Source organism: Nostoc sp. LEGE 12454, from assembly GCF_056620565.1.
Window position 1 is genome coordinate 148248 of the sequence record NZ_JBWQXL010000004.1, and the last position, 17700, is coordinate 165947.

Here is a 17700-nt window from a genome sequence, read left to right on the forward strand (position 1 = left end):
GCAATGTTGAGTAAAGGAAACACCCTCAAGGTATGGGCAAAGTTGCTCGGATGCTAATGGCTACTCCATTGACAACAGTCCAAAGGTGGTGGAGAAAAACCTTTTCTGCACCAACAACAGATGAAATCATTACTCTTTACAGAGTTTGGCGTAACCGTTTTTTGTGGCAAAGATTACGTTTATGGTTATGGCTGGCGCTGATCTGTCTGTTGTCTTTTACTTTGCGAGACATTTACGGCCTGTTTTTTCCTTTCGCAGAGTTGCAACCGCTGCCAGAAGTACTTAGAACTCAACGCCTGGTAATTAATGTTGCAATGCTTGCAAGTATAATTATTTGCTTTGCTTTACATAAAACTAAATTAGGTCGTCATCGTCCAGATTTATTATTTTTAGGGTCTTCTTGGTCACTTAGTTTAGCGTCGCAGTTGTTTGCAACCATCAGAGGTTTCGCACTACCCGATACCATCGGCTGGTCGCTGTTGTTCTTGAGCCAAGCTGTGTTGATGCCTGTTTGCTGGATTCTTCACTTGCTGACTCAAGTGAGTGTGCTGATTTACTATTTTGGTGTGAATACAGTACTTGAGCTAAAAACACCAATCCCCGACCACCCAGAAATATATAATGTAACGTTCATTTTATATATCTTCTGGTTTTGTACTATATGTGACATCGGTGTTTATCTGTACGATCGCCTGCAACGTTCTGAATTTTTCGCCCGCCAAGAACTAGAATCTGCCTACCAAAAACTCAAGGTTGCCGAAGCTAAATATCGCAGCATTTTTGAAAACGCTGTTGAAGGAATTTTTCAAAGCAGTCCCGATGGACATTACATTACGGCAAATCCTGCTTTAGCGAGGATTTATGGCTACTCCATAGCACAGGAAGTGACAGCAAATTTCACTGATATTGAACAATTGTACGTTGACCCGAACCGCCGAGCAGAATTTGTGCGCCTGATGGAAAAGTATGGTAGCGTTTCCGATTTCGAGTCTCAAATTTATCGCCAAGACGGGAGTATTGTCTGGATTTCCGAAAAAGCCTACACAGTCCGTGACGAACAAGGAAAACTGCTTTACTACGAAGGTTTGATTGAAGACATTACCCAGCGCAAGCAAACTGAAGAAGAACTACGAGTATTTTTCCATGCAGTTTCCCACGACTTACGCAACCCAGTACTAGGTACTTTAATGGTGCTGAAGAATTTGCTTGCACGTCCAGAAGATAATATTTCGATTTCCCGCTCAATTTTAGAGCGGATGATTCAAAGTAGCGATCGCCAACTGAACTTAATTAATTCGTTGATGGAAACTCATATCAGCGAGGTGCAAGGTGTTGTTTTACAACGTGAGCCTGTACAATTACTGGCAGTTGTCGAAGCTGCGATCGCTGATTTAGAACCATTGCTAGCACAAAATCAAGCCAAGCTGACAAATCTGGTGTCCGCAGATTTGCCATTAGTGAATGCTGACCCTACACAATTATGGCGAGTTTTTTCTAATTTAATTGTCAATGCTTTGAAACATAATCCCCCCGGATTGCTCTTGACAATTAACGCTACCCGTAAGGATGACAAAATTTATTGTACTGTTAGTGATAACGGCGTGGGTATTAGTCAACAACAAAGCGATCGGCTTTTTGACCTTTACTTTCGGGGTTCAAGTATCGGCAATTCTGTAAGTTTGGGATTAGGATTGTATCTGTGTAAACAAATCATCCATGCTCACGGTGGTGAAATTGGCGTAAACAGTGCATTGAATGCAGGGGCAACTTTCTGGTTTACATTACCTATTAACTAACTATTAGTCAACCTGCACCTTTGTTGCATTGACCTGCACCTTTATTACATTGACCTGCACCTTTATTACATTGACCTGCACCTTTGTTGCATTGACCTGCACCTTTATTGCATCAACCTGCAACAATTAACTTATCGCTCTTTAATCACTATCACCAGAAAATAAAACAATAATTCTTGCTATAAAAGACTTTCATTTCAAAGAGATGATTTTAGCCATCATGTTAGAAAATCAAGCTCCAAACCCAGTTTTATATCATGTCCAGGTAAAGCTATGGTGTTTAAATTAGAACCATAATGAAAAGCGGAAGATCGGGCGAAACTCTGTATGCTGACATTTACCCAACTTAAACCACCTAATGGCGATGCTGCGGTTACTTTTACTCTGGCACTGACAGCAGAAGAACGCACCCGCAGTCGTCATCGTTTTGAAACTGAAGATGGTAAGGTTGTGTTTTTACATTTACCTAGAGGAACTGTCTTACACGATGGCGATATTCTGCAAGAAGAAACCCATAGTAGTTTAATCAGAATTACTGCCAAACCAGAACTAGTAATGACTGCTTTTGCCCAAACATCACTTTTATTATTACGGGCGGCATACCATTTGGGAAATCGCCATGTATCTGTAGAAATTACTCCAACTTATTTACGCTTATCTTCAGATTCAGTTTTACGCACGATGTTGGAACAATTGGGGTTAGAAGTTAAAGAGGAAATTTTACCGTTTCAGCCAGAATTAGGAGCTTATGGACAACACCATCATCCTCACTGATAGTCATTTTCTGAGTATTTTGCAGCTGGCTAGCCCCGCTTTACCTGTAGGAGCATATAGTTATTCTGAAGGCTTGGAAATGCTGGTAGAAAATGGTACGATCGCTAACCACACACATCTCAAAGATTGGTTAAAAGCAGAGTTGCTCTATGGGGCAATTCGGTTAGAGGCGGCGGTGATGGTACGATCGCAGCAATCCGCAAAAATGGGTGATGTAGAGTCGCTATGCCGTTGGAATCTGTGGTTATCCGCCGCTAGGGAAACAGAAGAATTACGCGCCTCTAGTTGGCAGATGGGGCGATCGCTGATCCAATTACTTGGTAAACTAGAACCGCAGATTATACCAATTGCCAATGCTGTGGGTAATCCTTGCAATTATGCGATCGCTTTTGGTATTGCCGTTGCCCATTGGCAAATCAGCATCCAAGCCGCATTACTCGCATATCTGCACAGTTGGGCAAGTAATTTGATTACTGCTGGCGTAAAACTTATTCCCCTTGGACAAACAGCAGGACAACAGTTATTGCTAGATTTGCAACCATTACTCAGTGCTGCGGCATTAGAAATTCTTACGTTGGAGGACGATCAACTCGCCTGTTGTACTTGGGGTTTATCGCTGGCAAGTATGCAGCATGAAACGCAGTATACAAGGTTGTTTAGGAGTTAGTCAAAATAATTCGTAATTCGTAATTCGTAATTCGTAATTCGTAATTATTACAAAGGACAAATGACAATGAATGCATTTAGAGTAGGGGTTGCTGGACCAGTAGGTTCGGGGAAAACTGCTTTGGTTGATGCTTTGTGTAAGGGATTGCGCGAGCAGTATCAGATTGCGGTGGTGACGAATGATATTTATACTCAAGAGGATGCTCAGTTTTTAGTGCGTTCTCAGGCGTTGGCTAGCGATCGCATTTTGGGTGTAGAGACTGGTGGTTGTCCTCACACTGCTATCCGCGAAGATGCTTCGATGAATTTGGCGGCAATTGAACAGTTAGAAGAACGTTTTATCGATTTAGATTTGGTATTTTTGGAAAGTGGCGGCGATAATTTAGCAGCTACCTTTAGTCCAGAATTGGTAGATTTAACAATTTACGTCATCGATGTTGCGGCTGGCGATAAAATTCCTCGCAAAGGTGGCCCCGGTATTACAAAGTCTGATTTATTAGTGATTAACAAAACTGACCTAGCACCTTATGTTGGTGCAGATTTAAGTGTGATGGAACGAGATGCTAAAAAAATGCGTGGCGATAAACCTTTTATTTTTACTAATTTGAAAACTCAGTCTGGACTTGCAGATATAATTAACTTTGTTTGCACCAATATCTGTTGAAAAAGAATTCAGAAGTCAGAATTCATGCTGAATTCTGAATTCTTTTTCTATAAAGCCTTCTGATGACGACTTCGCACCCGTTCAGCACTACCAGTAGGAATCGCAGCAATTAATTTTTGCGTGTATTCCTCTTTAGGTTCTTGGTAGATGCTTTCGGCTGTCCCTTCTTCAACAATTTGACCGCGATTCATGACTAAAATGCGATCGCTCATAAATTTCACTACACTTAAATCGTGAGAAATAAAAATATAGGTAAGCTGAAAGTCTGACTGTAATTCTTTGAGAAGATTTAATACCTGCGCCTGTACTGAAACATCTAGCGCTGAAACTGACTCATCGCAGATGATAAACTTAGGATTTAACGCCAAAGAACGAGCTATGCAAATCCGTTGGCGTTGACCGCCAGAAAACTGATGAGGATAGCGGTTAATCGCATCTGCACTCAACCCCACCCGTTCTAAGAGTTCGACTACTCGCTGGCGTCGTTGTTGCTTGCTTTTCCCAACGGCGTGAATTAACAAAGGTTCCATTACCGCGTCCCCAACCTTCATCCGGGGATCGAGCGAACTAAAAGGATTTTGGAAGACTATTTGCATTTCCCGCCGCAGTTTTTGCAACCGTTCTCCTTTGAGACTAGTTATATCTTGTTTCTCAAAGATAATCTGACCACTCATCGGTTCAATTAATCGCAGCAAGGTTCTGCCAAGGGTCGTTTTACCGCAACCAGATTCTCCCACCAAACCTAGTGTTTCTCCTGGTTTAACATCAAAAGAAACGCCATTAACTGCCATATTGTAGCGTTTTGTACCACCAAATACCCCGCGCACTGGAAAACCAACTTTCAGGTTGCGGATTTGCAGCAGAGGTTCTTTCTCATTAAAGTTTGCCAATCTTGCAGCAATCTCTTCTTTGGTGACTTCTGTAGGTTGTGCGGGTTCTTTCGGCTGAATTACTACTTGTCCCGTTGGCGTCTCTTCTGCACTCATGTAGTCGGAAACAGTGAGTAATTTTTGGGGGCGGCGGTCAAGTGTGGGGCGACAAGCTATCAAACCTTTAGTATATGGATGCTTGGGACTGCTGAAAATTTGCCGAGAAGTACCAGATTCGACAACTTTACCTCTATACATCACCGCTACTTGGTCAGCAATTTCTGAAATTAGTCCCAAATCGTGGGTGATGAAAATCATTGCCATGTCACGGCTTTGCTGCAATTCTCGCATTAACTCCAAAATAGTCGCTTGCACCGTTACATCTAAAGCTGTGGTTGGTTCATCGGCGATTAAGATTAATGGGTTGCAAGAAATTGCCATTGCAATCATTATCCGTTGCAACTGACCTCCAGAAAGTTCATGAGGGTAGCGTTCCAGCATGGCTTCTTTGTGTTCTTTAACCAACTGTGACAACTTTGGTGCATCTGGTTTCGATGACTTGTTGGTTTGATGCCAAGTTTCGATATACTGCTGCTGGATCTCCTCATCGCTAGGTAGAAGTTTAACCTCTTGCAGACCTGCGATCGCAATTTGTCGTGCTTGGGCTGCTGACACATTTTGATGCCGCATAATCGCTTCTGTTAGCTGAAACCCGATGTTATAAACCGGATTAAGCGAACTCATCGGTTCTTGAAAAATCATGGCGATGTCGCCACCCCGGTGTAATTGCATTTGCTCAGGAGGCAATGTTACCAAATCAATGGGGTTGCCATTTTCCTGCGGACGAAACCAGATTTCACCGCCAGTCACTATGCCAGGAGTTTGCAACAAACCCATCACAGCTAAGGCTGTCACCGATTTACCACTTCCCGATTCTCCTACTATTCCTAGAGTTTCACCTCGATGTAGCACAAAGGAAATACCATCCAAAGCTCTGACAGTGTTGCCATCACCGGGAAATTCAACTTGGAGATTGCGAACCTCTAGGACAGTTTCTCTCATAGGAGTTGGGTATGAATATTAACTTAAAATTATTTGGATTTTAACAATAGTTTTGATGTATATGTCTGTAAATTTGGTTTTTACACTTCTTGGCAGTTTTCACTGCTTAAACTTTAACCACAATTGACATCACATACTTCCACAATATACATGCATTTGCGATGTAGAACTGCTTGCGATCGTCCACAGCCGTAACTTACAGTTAGCCATTATCTGCCGAAGTACGAGACTTTATCTATTTTTATAAGCAATAACCAACAGTTGAGGAGCATCAAAACCACCCTGAAGCACAAGGTCGTGTACAATCTGCCATCCCTTTCGAGTAAACAACAATTCCCAAAACGATGGGCTGGATTCTGAGTATAGTTGTCTCCAGTAAAGCAACTCACGACGAGTCAAAAAACACTGGTCACAACGGTAATAATCTATACAAAAACCTGTTGTTTCCAGAAGCGTAAATATTTGCTCCTGAGTGAAGGCATGAAGGTGGTATGGATCAAAATGACGCGTCTCACCTAGCGGTACAGACATCATCAATACACCATTGCTAGTTAAATAATTACTGAGTTGTTTTAAAAAATAGGTCGGATTTTTTAAATGTTCTATCGTCTCAAAGGAGATAACAACGTCAAAACGCTCTGAACACTCAAATTGCTCTGCATCAGCGCAAATAAAGTTTATTCCGGGTATTTGGTAGTGTTTCTTAGCGTATTCCACAATTTGGGAGCATATATCGACTCCAACTACACTGCTTGCACCTGCCACACGAAGCATTTGGCTACCATATCCACTGCCACATGCTATATCTAGAACTCTTTTTCCCAAGACATACTTAGTTGCAGTTTCGTAGCGTCCAAGATGTAGCTCCACGATCTTGCGACTAGCCGAATCCTTAGCCATGCGCTTGGGAATCAAGCGTTCCCAAGTTACAGCCAGGTTATCCAAAGCTTCAACTGAACTGCTAACAAAGTTACTCATATAATTTGCGGTTGACAAAGCGCTAGTGTTTTTTTGGTGGTTCTCAATTATACATAGCTGTCAGTAACCCTAACCCTGCATTCAGACCAGATGCTCTTGTATACGATCTGGCTAGGGTGTTGATTTTGTTGGAAATACCATCATAATTTCTCACGTAATTTTTGTGTCGTTAGTAGAATCAGAAAAATTAGTATAAGCGATGCCTCACAATCAAACGTAATATCATACTAATTATCCGGATATGATATAAAGCGTCAACGCAGAAGACAAAAAAATAGCACATCCTCAAGGATGGCTATTTGTAGAAATTGTCTAATCGTAATCATTAGTTAGCAAATTGAATACACGCTCAACTACCAACTTTAGAAGGGAATATCATCTGGATCTGGTTCTTCCTCTTTCACTGCTGGGTAAGTTGTTCGCTCATAATTTGTGGGTTGGGGTACGGGTTCGTAAGTTTTCGCTTGGGGAGCAACGCCAACAGGATTTGTTGCTGGGGTAGGCGCTGGACGTGGTGACTCGTAACTGGGAACCTCTTTCTGTGCCGGACGAGATGCTGATGGTTGTCGTGGAGCAGTTTCAGTCAATGATGGAGTTACGGTTGCTGATGGCAATGGATCGGTATTAAAACTACCTCCAACAGATTGAATTTGTTGTACTGTCAATTCAGCACGTTTTTCTTTAAAACCTTCTTGACGATCGACAGTATTCATAGTTAAACGTCCTACCAAGATGACGCGATCGCCTTGGTGGTAGTTTTGCTGAATTTCTGTTGCTAAATTCCCCCAACCAACAACTTTCAGCGTGGCTGGCGGATCTTCTGGTTTCTGAGAATTGGGAAACTGCACCAGCATTTCCGTGACTCCCAAACTATCCGCTGTATAGCGGAGTTGCGGTTCGTTAATAATTTCCGCCATTAAAACGCAGCTGTTCATTAAAATTACTCCTGACTGCAAAAAGTACTGATTCCAAAAGAGAAGGTTTTTCTATGTAGTGCCAATTAATATCTAGATAGGCTTAATTTTTTGCATTTTTTAATAATGTTTGAACAAATTTTCTACATTCATTTTGAGAACATAATTCAGGAGCCAGAATTTAGGACAACACTTGATAAATGAATATATCAATCATACTAAACTCCTTATCAATTCTGACTTCTGACTCACCTCGGCTACGCTCGGCGACCACCTGGGCGCTGAATTCTTTTTAGTCATTTCTAGCATAAAAGCCAAGCGATCGCTTTGAACAGCATTGAGTATACCGTTCGCCACCCTCGCTTGACTAAATTGAGCATTCAATTCTGCATAGAGTAGTATAATTGTACCACTTAATTAATTAAAAAAAATTCTTGCCAAGAATTAAGCCTTGACGTGAACTGGAAAAACACCCAAGGCGATCAACCTGGCTGGAAGGTCGCGCAAGATGGGTAAGCGCAAAAACGCAGGTGGTACAAAGGTGCGATTTGAGGTGATAACCGGGGCCAATACCCGTTTCTGGATAAAAGTTTGAAACGCCTGAATGATACGTGTAGGCAACTCGCGTTGACGCTGTACTTTTGCTAAGTCGCTAAGTTGTACTTCTCGGTTCTTGAGCGGTTTGCTGAGTACATTTGCCGCGACTACAGCATCTTGAATCGCGTAGTTAATGCCAACTCCACCAACAGGGGACATTATATGAGCTGCATCACCGATGAGTAATAGTCCCGGACGATACCAGCGTTTGACACGGCTGGACTCGACTGAGAGAAAAGCTATTTGTGACCAATCATGTAAATTTTGAATGCGTTGCTGGAATTCTGGCACAACTTCGACAACAGATTTTTTTAATTCCTCCAAACCCGCAGCCCTTAGTTGTTGATAGCCTCCTTTAGGAATAACATAGGCAAGTTGCCACTCATCACCACGGTCAAGCATGGCGATTAGCTTACCTTGACCAAAGCGCCCCATTCCCCCTTCAGGGTCTTCTGGCTGACGCGGTAGGCGAAACCAGAGGACATCCATTGGCGGCGAAGTTTCGATTGACTCAAACTCACCCAAGTGGCGTAAACGTGAGTGGCGACCGTCTGCACCAACTGTCAGTATTGCCCGAATTTCATGCCAACCACCGCCTCCTCGATAGCGGACACCTTGAATCACGCCATTTTCGGCAATTAATTCCTGCACATTCGCACCCATCACCAGATGGAAACTAGGATATTTTTGTGCTTCTTGGGTGATGAACTCCAGGAATTTTACCTGGGGAAGCATTGTAATGTAGGGATAATGGGTTTTCAGATGGCTAAAATCTGCGAATGTGACAGTATCTTGAGGAGTTTGAATACTAATTTGCCGCATTTTGGTATGGGGAAGTCTTAGCAAGCGATCGCTTAATCCCAATTCCTCCATAATTTCCATCACCGATGGATGAATCGTATCGCCGCGAAAGTCGCGATCGAAGTCTTTGTGTGTTTCCAGCAGCATCACAGAAATGCCTTGACGCGCTAACAACAGCGCCAATACTGCTCCTGCTGGCCCCCCACCCACAATGCAACAATCTGTGGTTTGTCCGTCTACAATGTCATGGACAGGATTAACGTTTGGGTCTTGGGAAAAATTTTTAGGTACATCGGTAGTCATCACAACACCTCCTGACAGCCCTAAAATTTAGAATAGTTTGCTTTTTATGGTAAAAGCTGTTTTTTTAACTTTTCGTATTTACCCTGAACGTGTATTATGATGGGCGCTAAACTGTCATTGGTCATTAGTCATATTGTCCAATGCCCAATGCCCAATGCCCCATGCCCAATGACAATAATTAGTTGTGTCCCAAGTTATTTTAGAAAACGTTTATAAAAGTTTTTCCTCACGTAAAGGGGAAAGTGTTACCTCACAAACCCAATCTCCTCTCACACTTGGGGAAAAAATTGACGTAGCCCAAGAGCGGGCGGAAAGTGTCAATGTCTTGCGACGGATTAACCTGACGATCGCAGACGGCGAATTTATGGTGTTGGTAGGCCCTTCTGGTTGTGGTAAAAGTACCTTGCTGCGGTTAATCGCCGGGTTAGAAGTGATGACTGGCGGTAATATCTGGATAGGCGATCGCTTGATCAACGACCTACCACCCAAGGAACGCGACATCGCAATGGTGTTTCAAAATTACGCCCTCTATCCTCACATGACGGTGTACGATAACATCGCTTTTGGGTTGCGCCGTAGGGGAAGCAGGGGAGGAGAGGAGCATACTTCGACTGCGCTCAGTAACCGGCAAAGCAGAGGAGAAATTACTTCCTCGTCTCAATATCTTCAGGCGTGGGCGGAAAATCTTGTTGTGGGGGCGACCAGAAAGTTACCTAAAGGATTGCGCTACACTTCTGACAAAGAACGGGCGGTGGATGAACAGGTGCGTAGTGTTGCTCAACTGTTGCAAATCGAAACATTGCTGAATCGCTTACCCAAACAGCTATCTGGGGGACAAAGACAACGGGTTGCATTGGGACGAGCGATCGCCCGTGACCCGCAAGTATTCTTAATGGATGAGCCGCTTTCTAACTTAGATGCCAAACTACGGGCGGAAACCCGCGCTCAAATTGTCAAATTGCAGCGCCAATTGGGGACAACGACAATTTACGTTACCCACGATCAAACAGAAGCGATGACAATGGGCGATCGCATTGCAATTATGTCTGAGGGTAAAATTCAGCAAGTCGCTTCTCCCCTAGAACTTTACAACCGTCCTGCCAACCTTTTTGTAGCAGAATTCATTGGTTCACCACCGATGAATTTTATTCCTGTGGAATTTCATGCCCCGCAGTTGATTACTCATTCCCAGTTGCGTTTCACCCTGCCAGAAGTTTGGGGAAAAGCTTTACAAAAATATGATGGGAAAACTCTAATTTTAGGCATTCGTCCAGAACACTTTAACTTGAGTATGCCTGCCACCAAAAATCTACCAGTGCAAGTAGATTTGGTAGAGAATCTCGGTAACGATTCCTTTCTCGCTGTTAAGATTGCCGAACCGGGATCTCAACCTGCTACTACAGCTAAATCCCTACAAGTGCGAATCCCACCAGACCGATTTGTACAACCTGGAGAGCAACTTTGGTTATCGCTAACTCCAGAAAAAATTCACTTTTTTGACCCGGAAACGGAATTAGCGATATTTCCCTAGAATCAATCTAAAATCTAAAATCTAAAATCCAAAATTGTGTCACCTATTCCCCATAATGTGTGCCTGCCACTTTACCTCGAAACACAATGTAATTGTAGATGTTGTAGAACAACATAATGGGAATCAGAAATCCAATGAAGATAATCATGAACACTAATGCACTAGGTGCTGCGGCTGCCTGATAAATGGTGATACCTGGGGGAATAATATAGGGAAAAACAACTAATCCTAAGCCCACAAAGGTAAGCAGAAAAAGCAGTACTGTCCAAACGAGGGGAGTAGTTTCTGCTTTGCGGTTTAGGCTTTGAATCAATAACCAAATCAGCAGCACACCTAACACGGGAATGATTGAAAATAGATACACTTCTGGCTGATGAAATAACTTTGCCCTGGCATTTTCATACACAACAGGAGTGGCGATCGTGATTAAGATTGCACCTAAAAGCGTTGTCCAGGCAGCGATTTTTGCTGTGCGGTAATGGGATGTTTGCAGTTCTCCCTCAGTTTTTAAGATGAGATAGGTGGAGCCAATCAATACATAACCCTGGATTAATGTCAAGGCAACTAAAAGCGATCGCCAATCGAGCCAATCCCACATACTGCCGATAAAGTGACCCGCTTCATCCACCTTAATGCCTTCCAAAATGGTGCCCAAGGCGAATCCTTGAAATAGCGCCGCCATGAAACTACCGACTCCAAACGCCACATTCCAAAACACTTTGTTTGTAGAATGCTCTCGAAATTCAAAGGCCACAGCCCGAAAAATCAAGCCAAAGATCATGCCAAAAATGGGAATGTAGAGCGCATTCAGGATGGTGCCATAAGCAAGAGGAAATGCCCCAAACAACGCACCCCCCATCAACACCAACCAGGTTTCATTAGCATCCCAAATATTACCCAAACTCGTCATTAAGATGTCGCGTCGGTCGTCATTGGAACTGGTTAGCGATAGAATACCTACGCCTAGATCAAACCCGTCTAACATGACGTAGAGAAATAAAAACAGAGCCAAGATAACAAACCAAACTTGTGCTAAAAAGTGTTCTAGATTCTCCATATAGTTACCTATTGATTTACCCAAGAAAGGCAGAGGGCAGGAGGCAGGAGGCAGGAGGAAGAAAATATATTTTTTGCCCTCTGCCACTTTCTTTTAAAGCCCCTAAATTTATTTATGAAGAGAGTGACAGCAGATTTTTTTCAAGACACTCAGTGTAATAAAAAAGTATTCTTGTTTCAAACCCCGAAATTTATTTATGGGTTTACCTTCTACCTTCTGCCTCCTGCCTCCTGCCTCCTGCCTTCTTATCTATTGCTCTGCTTCGACAGGACGTTGATCTGGAACAAATTCAGCCGGAGTAGTTTCTGCGGCAGGTTCGGTGTCAATGCCTGGAACCGGAAGTTCCAGATTGGGGCCTTGACGAATGATCCGACTACCAAAGAATAAGGCACAAATAAACAGGGCTGTATAAACTCCAGCAAAAATCACCAGAGATGTTAAAACCTCACTAGCAGGTAGGTGGGAAACTCCATCTGCCGTGCGAATTTGCCCATAAAGCACCCAAGGTTGCCGCCCAACACAACGCACAATCCAGCCTGATTCGACAGCAATGTAGCCCAGTGGAGCCGCCAAAATCCAGATTCGCAGTAGCCATTTCTGTTGAGCGATCGCTTCTGCTGAGAGTTTGCCCCGCAACCACTGAATCACACTCAGTCCCATCAATCCAGCTAAGAAGAAGCCAATGCCGCTCATAATACGGAAGGAATAATAAATCAAACCCACCATCCGGGGGCGATCTTCAGGCTTCCAATGTTTCAGTCCGAGAACGGGTTTAGAGAGGTTCTGTTTAAATTCCAAAATGTAGCCTAAGCCGTTGGGAATTGAGAGTTCCCAGTCATTTTGCTCAGTTTGATTATTGGGTAATGCCACCACACTCCAGGGCGCGGGCTGTCCGGCTGGAGAGGTTTCCCACTTCGCTTCCATCGCGGCGAGTTTGGTAGGCTGATAATCAGCCACTTGCTCGGCGCTGAGGTGTCCGATATAGATTTGTAATGGAGTGACTGCGATCGCTGTTGCTAAGACAATTTTAAGCGATCGCGCAAAAAAGGCCTGATGACGCTTGTTGAGAATATACCAGGCGCTAATTCCCCCAATCACAAATAGAGAAGTTTCCAGCGTCGCCAAAAACATATGCGAGACGCTGTTGAGCATGAAGGGATTTAAAATTGCCTGAAAGTAATCATCGACAACAAACTTTCCGTTGACCATTTCCCCACCTGCCGGGGTCTGTAACCAAGAGTTTGCCGCTAAAATCCAGAAGGTAGACAGGTTTGCGCCAAAGGCAACCATAATCGTGGCAAAATAGTGAATCACTGGGTTTACCCGTTCCCAGCCAAACAGCATAATCCCCAAAAATCCGGCTTCTAGCATGAATGCCATCGAAGCCTCAAAGCCTAAAATGCTGCCAAAAAAGTCACCCACGGCTTCAGAAAACGGTGCCCAGTTCGTGCCAAATTGAAACTCCATCGGCAAACCGGATGCTACACCAATACCGAAGTTCAACACGTATAGCTTTGCCCAGAAACGAGCATGGTGGTAGTAATCGGGATTGCGTGTTTTGAGCCACATTCCTTCAACGATGACTAAATAAATCCCCATCCCAGTGGTGAGAACAGGCCATAGCATGTGAAAGATCGCCGTCAGTGCAAACTGCATCCGTGAGAGGGCAACGGTGTCCGAGAGAAAATCCATGAACTAACCTCTGAATTCGTTTAAATCTTTACTTGCACAGCATCTTTGGGTTATAGCCGAATGCATTAAAGATACCACTGAGAAACAAAAGAGGAGTACAAAAATTTTGTCCGTTGTAGCTGAGTCTGCCTACACGAGCATTTTGTGGTACTGCGATCGCGGTGCGACAAAGTTTAGAGTACCTCAACACGACTTTGAAGTACCTCAACACGACTTTGAAGTACCTCAAAACGACTTTGGAGTACCTCAAAACGACTTTGAAGTACCTCAAAACGACTTTGGAGTACCTCAAAACGACTTTGGAGTACCTCAAAACGACTTTGGAGTACCTCAAAACGACTTTGAAGTACCTCAAAACGACTTTGAAGTACTTCAATACGACTTTGAAGTACCTCAAAACGACTTTGAAGTACCTCAAAACGATTTCTAGGTATAATTTAAACGATTAGCCATATAAAGTATGACTATAAATTCGCCTGTTCCCCAAGATTATCAATATCAATTTGGCGGTAGTCTTCCTGCTAATGCACCTACCTACGTCACACGCCAAGCTGATGCAGATTTGTATCAAGCTGTGAAAGCTGGAGAGTTTTGTTTTGTCCTCAACTCTCGACAAATGGGTAAATCTAGTTTGCGTGTCCGCACAATGCAAAGGTTACAGGGTGAAGGAATTGCTTGTGTATCTATTGATTTAACCGCAATTGGGATATCAGGGCTAAAGTCTGAGCAATGGTATTCTGGGATTATTGATACTATTTCTGGTTCTGAAAGTTTAAACTTAGGTGAGCAGTTTGATTTAGATGAGTTATGGGAAGAAAATTCCCAATTTTCTGATGTGCAGATTTTCGGTAAATTTATTGATAAATTACTAAAATTAATCTCTACACAGATTGTTATTTTTATAGATGAAATTGATAGTGTTCTCAGTTTAAATTTTTCGGTTGATGATTTTTTTGCTTTAATTCGAGCTTTCTTTAATCAAAGAGTTGATAATCCTGAATATCAACGCATTACTTTTGTGCTCTTGGGAGTAGCTACCCCTTCTGAGTTGATTCAAGATAAAAAGCGCACTCCTTTTAATATTGGAAAAGGAATTGAATTAACAGGATTTGAATTTGCAGAAGCTTTACCTTTAATCAACGGATTCTCTGGACAAACTAGCAACCCGGAAGCCGTACTAAAAGCAATTTTAGACTGGACTAGAGGACAGCCATTTTTGACTCAGAAAGTCTGTGAATTTGTTCGTCAATCTGCAACTGTAATTCACCCAAGTGAAGAAGCTGCTTTTGTCGATAATTTAGTCAGAAATAGAGTGATTCAGAATTGGGAATCTCAAGATGAACCAGAACATTTTAGAACGATTCGGGATAGAATTTTAAAAAGAGATGAACAGAAAGCACTATACTTATTAAATTTATATCAACAAGTATGGCATTCAGGAGGAATTGATATTGATAGTAGTATCCAACAAAGTGATTTACAGTTAGCGGGAATCGTTGTTAAAAAAAAGAGGGAATTAAAGGTTTATAACCTGATTTATCAAACCATTTTTGACAACTTATGGATTGAGAAAACTTTAGCCAGTTTGCGTCCTTATACAGAGAATTATCGTCAGTGGATATTATCAGATAAACGGGATGATTCTAGGTTATTGAGAGGAAATGCTTTAGTAGAAGCGGAAGTTTGGGCAAATGATAAAAGTTTAGGTTTTCAAGATTTAGAATTTTTAGCAGCTAGTCGTAAAGGAGAGCGAGAAGAGGAACTAGCAGAAACAGAAATCCAGGCAGAATTAGAAAGAGAAAGGAAAGAAAGAGAAGCAGCAGAAAGGGCTAGACAAATTGAAGGTAAAGCTAAACAGAAAGCAGAAAGGCAATTGGTAACTGCTAGAAAAAGAATGCGTTTTGGAATAGTGGTTTTATTTATCACTTTAGCGATTACAGGTTTATTAGGAATAGCTGCATTTATAGGACTTAAAACTGCTAAAAGAAATACAACTGCACTCAACGAATCAATTGCTAAAATGAAAGAACTATCAGCAGTGGCTTCTCAACTTCAACAAAAGGGGAAAACAAACGAAGCGAATCAGTTTTTGAATATTGCAGGTTTAGTAGTGCAAAAGAAAATTAATAACCCCAAGCTAAAAGAGGCTTTATTAGATAGTTCTCTGGTTTTAGGATATCAATACCTAGTTGATGAAAAAAAGGAGGTAAATAAAACAAATGATTTAAAAAAGGCTGAAATAAATTTTCATAAAATTATGCCAGAGTTATCAGAAATAGAAAATAAAATTGAGAATAATTCAACCAATATAGCTACTTTAGTTTATATTAACTATGTTCAAGGTAAATTAGAAGAAAATTCCAATAAAACTAAGGCTTTAGCATATTATAAGAAGGCATTTAATAATATTAGCAGTCTCCAATCTAAGTTTAAATCTAATCTTGAATTATTTAGTTTAGACCTAAATATTCTCTACAATGGCAATGCTGATATTGTGGCTTTGCTTTATCGTAAACTTAAAGAATTAGACGGCTCAAATCCAGTTTATGAGCAATATTTAAAGGAACATTTATTAAATGAATTAGACTATTTGATGAAGCAACAAAGATGGAAGGAAGCAGATTTAAAAAATTGGCAGTTTATTGTCTATTCAGCAAGAAGAGAAGAACAAGGTTCTTTAAATTTAGCTGATATCAGAAACTTTAATTGTAATGATTTGAAAAAACTAGATAGACTTTGGGTCAATAACTCCAAGGGGTATTTTGGTTACAGTATCCAGAAAGAAATATATTTGGCTAGTGGCAATTCTCTCGATTTTGATTGGGAGAAGGAAAAATGGATAAATTGGAACGATAAAGGGTATAATTATTTTACAAAAAGTGTAGGATGGAGAGGAAAGAATGGGTGGTGGAAAAGATATGAGGAATTACCCATGAACCTTATTTCGGTGGATGATGAGGATGGGAATGAGGTATCTATGAGGGGAGAACTTCCGCGCATGGAAAAGGAAAGATATAGGGAGAGTATCTTCCAGCCGGAGAAGACAAAAAGATTTAGAATTAGAGAGTATCTCTTTTCTTCTTGCAGAAACTTGTAAATTGTAGCAAATAAGGCTTTTAGAAAATTGTTAAGATTTATTTCGGCGGGATTTTCCACGCAATAATACTAGGCAATGCACAACGCAAAGAAAAAAACAAACAACACAAAGGGAATTGAGAAGAGCTAATTATGAGTCGTTGATATTAGCAAAAAGTAGCAAATTACTCTAAAAAAGACATTTATCGTGATAAATAGAGACACTGCTCCTATCTTCATCTCAAATCATTGACTGTGATCTCGAAAAATCATCCCTGCAAGTTGTGAATTGTAACAATTAGCAAAAATAAATTTCTCAGCCACATCAACCATTTATGGATTATTTGCCTCCCAACTATCCCAAGGTAATCGCATCTGTCCAAGTGATGCTTTTTTACCTTTGTCTTTAATTACTTTAGGCAAAAATTGATTAACTCAAAAATAGCGTTTTTCTGTTTTCGCTTTTGGTTTGTACTTATTACAAAAACCTCGATATTTAGCAGCACATTTATTCAAAGTTTTACCCAGCTCCAAAAAAGCCGGATGCCAAGTTGTTAAACCATCATCCCCAAGTCGGTCATAGACTCCATAATTACTAAAATCATAGAAAAAGCCTTCTTGGATTCCTGCTGCTTTCGCATTGGCGTGAATATACCGCAGCGTATTCAATGCAATGCCCGTTGATGGTCACTTTTATCAAATCCTGTGCTATGAAACGTTTTTCCCAAAAATGTCCTGTACGGTTCAACATTCGGTTAAAACACATTGCCGTGTACCAATTTATCCAGTGCATGATTTTGGGCAATTCTTCTGGCTGTAATGGCTCTATAAGGTAATGGACATGGTTAGACATAAGTAAATAGACAAAAATATTTACAGTCATTGCGAGCGTTGGCGAAGCCTCTCGAAGAGAAGCGTTCG

The 17700-nt window shown here is 41.7% G+C and carries 15 protein-coding genes; 7 read left to right on the forward strand and 8 right to left on the reverse strand.

Annotation, left to right across the window (positions count from 1 at the left end):
- The first annotated feature begins 56 nt into the window (after window positions 1-56).
- The 4 genes from AC1F2U_RS06140 to ureG all read left to right on the forward strand — a co-directional run bounded on the left by AC1F2U_RS06140 (window position 57) and on the right by ureG (window position 3900).
- Window positions 57-1796, forward strand: coding sequence for a PAS domain-containing sensor histidine kinase (locus tag AC1F2U_RS06140; RefSeq protein ID WP_480260302.1), 1740 nt, complete (start codon window positions 57-59; stop codon window positions 1794-1796).
- Between the two features lie 327 nt (window positions 1797-2123).
- Window positions 2124-2570, forward strand: coding sequence for an urease accessory protein UreE (gene ureE, locus AC1F2U_RS06145; RefSeq protein ID WP_480260303.1), 447 nt, complete (start codon window positions 2124-2126; stop codon window positions 2568-2570).
- On the forward strand, window positions 2545-3237 hold the full coding sequence (locus AC1F2U_RS06150) for an urease accessory protein UreF (protein ID WP_480260304.1): 693 nt from the start codon (window positions 2545-2547) through the stop codon (window positions 3235-3237). The genes ureE and AC1F2U_RS06150 overlap by 26 nt, the downstream gene beginning before the upstream one ends.
- 66 nt (window positions 3238-3303) lie before the next feature.
- A complete protein-coding gene (ureG, locus tag AC1F2U_RS06155; RefSeq protein WP_480260305.1) occupies window positions 3304-3900 on the forward strand; it encodes an urease accessory protein UreG in 597 nt (198 codons plus the stop codon).
- Between the two features lie 47 nt (window positions 3901-3947).
- Here the strand turns inward: ureG and AC1F2U_RS06160 are convergent, their stop codons facing one another.
- The 4 genes from AC1F2U_RS06160 to AC1F2U_RS06175 form a co-directional block, all read right to left on the reverse strand.
- Entirely contained in the window at window positions 3948-5831 is a 1884-nt protein-coding gene (locus tag AC1F2U_RS06160; protein ID WP_480260306.1) for an ABC transporter ATP-binding protein, read from the reverse strand.
- A 231-nt stretch (window positions 5832-6062) separates the two neighbouring features.
- Window positions 6063-6809, reverse strand: coding sequence for a class I SAM-dependent methyltransferase (locus AC1F2U_RS06165; RefSeq protein ID WP_322706562.1), 747 nt, complete (start codon window positions 6807-6809; stop codon window positions 6063-6065).
- A gap of 362 nt (window positions 6810-7171) precedes the next feature.
- Window positions 7172-7744: a single-stranded DNA-binding protein gene (locus AC1F2U_RS06170; protein ID WP_480260307.1), complete on the reverse strand. Its 573-nt coding sequence runs from the start codon at window positions 7742-7744 to the stop codon at window positions 7172-7174.
- A gap of 423 nt (window positions 7745-8167) precedes the next feature.
- Entirely contained in the window at window positions 8168-9424 is a 1257-nt protein-coding gene (locus AC1F2U_RS06175; RefSeq protein WP_480260308.1) for an FAD-dependent oxidoreductase, read from the reverse strand.
- A gap of 184 nt (window positions 9425-9608) precedes the next feature.
- Between AC1F2U_RS06175 and AC1F2U_RS06180 the strand changes: the two genes are divergently transcribed.
- Window positions 9609-10955 carry an ABC transporter ATP-binding protein gene (locus AC1F2U_RS06180; RefSeq protein WP_480260309.1) on the forward strand — a complete coding sequence of 449 codons (1347 nt, stop codon included), beginning with the start codon at window positions 9609-9611 and terminating at the stop codon, window positions 10953-10955.
- Between the two features lie 43 nt (window positions 10956-10998).
- Here the strand turns inward: AC1F2U_RS06180 and cydB are convergent, their stop codons facing one another.
- Together cydB and AC1F2U_RS06190 are read right to left on the reverse strand one after the other, a co-directional pair.
- A complete protein-coding gene (cydB, locus tag AC1F2U_RS06185) occupies window positions 10999-12012 on the reverse strand; it encodes a cytochrome d ubiquinol oxidase subunit II (protein WP_334837728.1) in 1014 nt (337 codons plus the stop codon).
- Between the two features lie 249 nt (window positions 12013-12261).
- Window positions 12262-13704 (reverse strand): cytochrome ubiquinol oxidase subunit I, encoded by a 1443-nt coding sequence (locus AC1F2U_RS06190; RefSeq protein ID WP_480260310.1) that lies wholly within the window; start codon window positions 13702-13704, stop codon window positions 12262-12264.
- Window positions 13705-13810: 106 nt separating this feature from the next.
- On the opposite strand from AC1F2U_RS06190, the gene AC1F2U_RS06195 reads away from it, so the two are divergent.
- Together AC1F2U_RS06195 and AC1F2U_RS06200 are read left to right on the forward strand one after the other, a co-directional pair.
- Window positions 13811-14134, forward strand: a complete 324-nt coding sequence (locus AC1F2U_RS06195) for a hypothetical protein (protein ID WP_480260311.1) — start codon at window positions 13811-13813, stop codon at window positions 14132-14134.
- Between the two features lie 30 nt (window positions 14135-14164).
- Window positions 14165-16801: an AAA-like domain-containing protein gene (locus tag AC1F2U_RS06200; RefSeq protein WP_480260312.1), complete on the forward strand. Its 2637-nt coding sequence runs from the start codon at window positions 14165-14167 to the stop codon at window positions 16799-16801.
- A gap of 413 nt (window positions 16802-17214) precedes the next feature.
- Here the strand turns inward: AC1F2U_RS06200 and AC1F2U_RS06205 are convergent, their stop codons facing one another.
- Complete coding sequence (locus AC1F2U_RS06205; RefSeq protein WP_480260440.1) at window positions 17215-17448, reverse strand: hypothetical protein; 234 nt, start codon at window positions 17446-17448, stop codon at window positions 17215-17217.
- Window positions 17381-17662: a transposase gene (locus AC1F2U_RS06210; protein WP_480260313.1), complete on the reverse strand. Its 282-nt coding sequence runs from the start codon at window positions 17660-17662 to the stop codon at window positions 17381-17383. Before AC1F2U_RS06210 ends, AC1F2U_RS06205 begins: the two co-directional genes overlap by 68 nt.
- Window positions 17663-17700: the final 38 nt, after the last annotated feature.

Coding starts and splice junctions, on each gene's coding strand:
- AC1F2U_RS06140 (WP_480260302.1), top strand. CDS start 57: ATGGCTACTCCATTGACAACAGTCCAAAGGTGGTGGAGAAAAACCTTT.
- ureE (WP_480260303.1), top strand. CDS start 2,124: ATGCTGACATTTACCCAACTTAAACCACCTAATGGCGATGCTGCGGTT.
- AC1F2U_RS06150 (WP_480260304.1), top strand. CDS start 2,545: ATGGACAACACCATCATCCTCACTGATAGTCATTTTCTGAGTATTTTG.
- ureG (WP_480260305.1), top strand. CDS start 3,304: ATGAATGCATTTAGAGTAGGGGTTGCTGGACCAGTAGGTTCGGGGAAA.
- AC1F2U_RS06160 (WP_480260306.1), bottom strand. CDS start 5,831: ATGAGAGAAACTGTCCTAGAGGTTCGCAATCTCCAAGTTGAATTTCCC.
- AC1F2U_RS06165 (WP_322706562.1), bottom strand. CDS start 6,809: ATGAGTAACTTTGTTAGCAGTTCAGTTGAAGCTTTGGATAACCTGGCT.
- AC1F2U_RS06170 (WP_480260307.1), bottom strand. CDS start 7,744: ATGAACAGCTGCGTTTTAATGGCGGAAATTATTAACGAACCGCAACTC.
- AC1F2U_RS06175 (WP_480260308.1), bottom strand. CDS start 9,424: ATGACTACCGATGTACCTAAAAATTTTTCCCAAGACCCAAACGTTAAT.
- cydB (WP_334837728.1), bottom strand. CDS start 12,012: ATGGAGAATCTAGAACACTTTTTAGCACAAGTTTGGTTTGTTATCTTG.
- AC1F2U_RS06190 (WP_480260310.1), bottom strand. CDS start 13,704: ATGGATTTTCTCTCGGACACCGTTGCCCTCTCACGGATGCAGTTTGCA.
- AC1F2U_RS06200 (WP_480260312.1), top strand. CDS start 14,165: ATGACTATAAATTCGCCTGTTCCCCAAGATTATCAATATCAATTTGGC.
- AC1F2U_RS06210 (WP_480260313.1), bottom strand. CDS start 17,662: ATGACTGTAAATATTTTTGTCTATTTACTTATGTCTAACCATGTCCAT.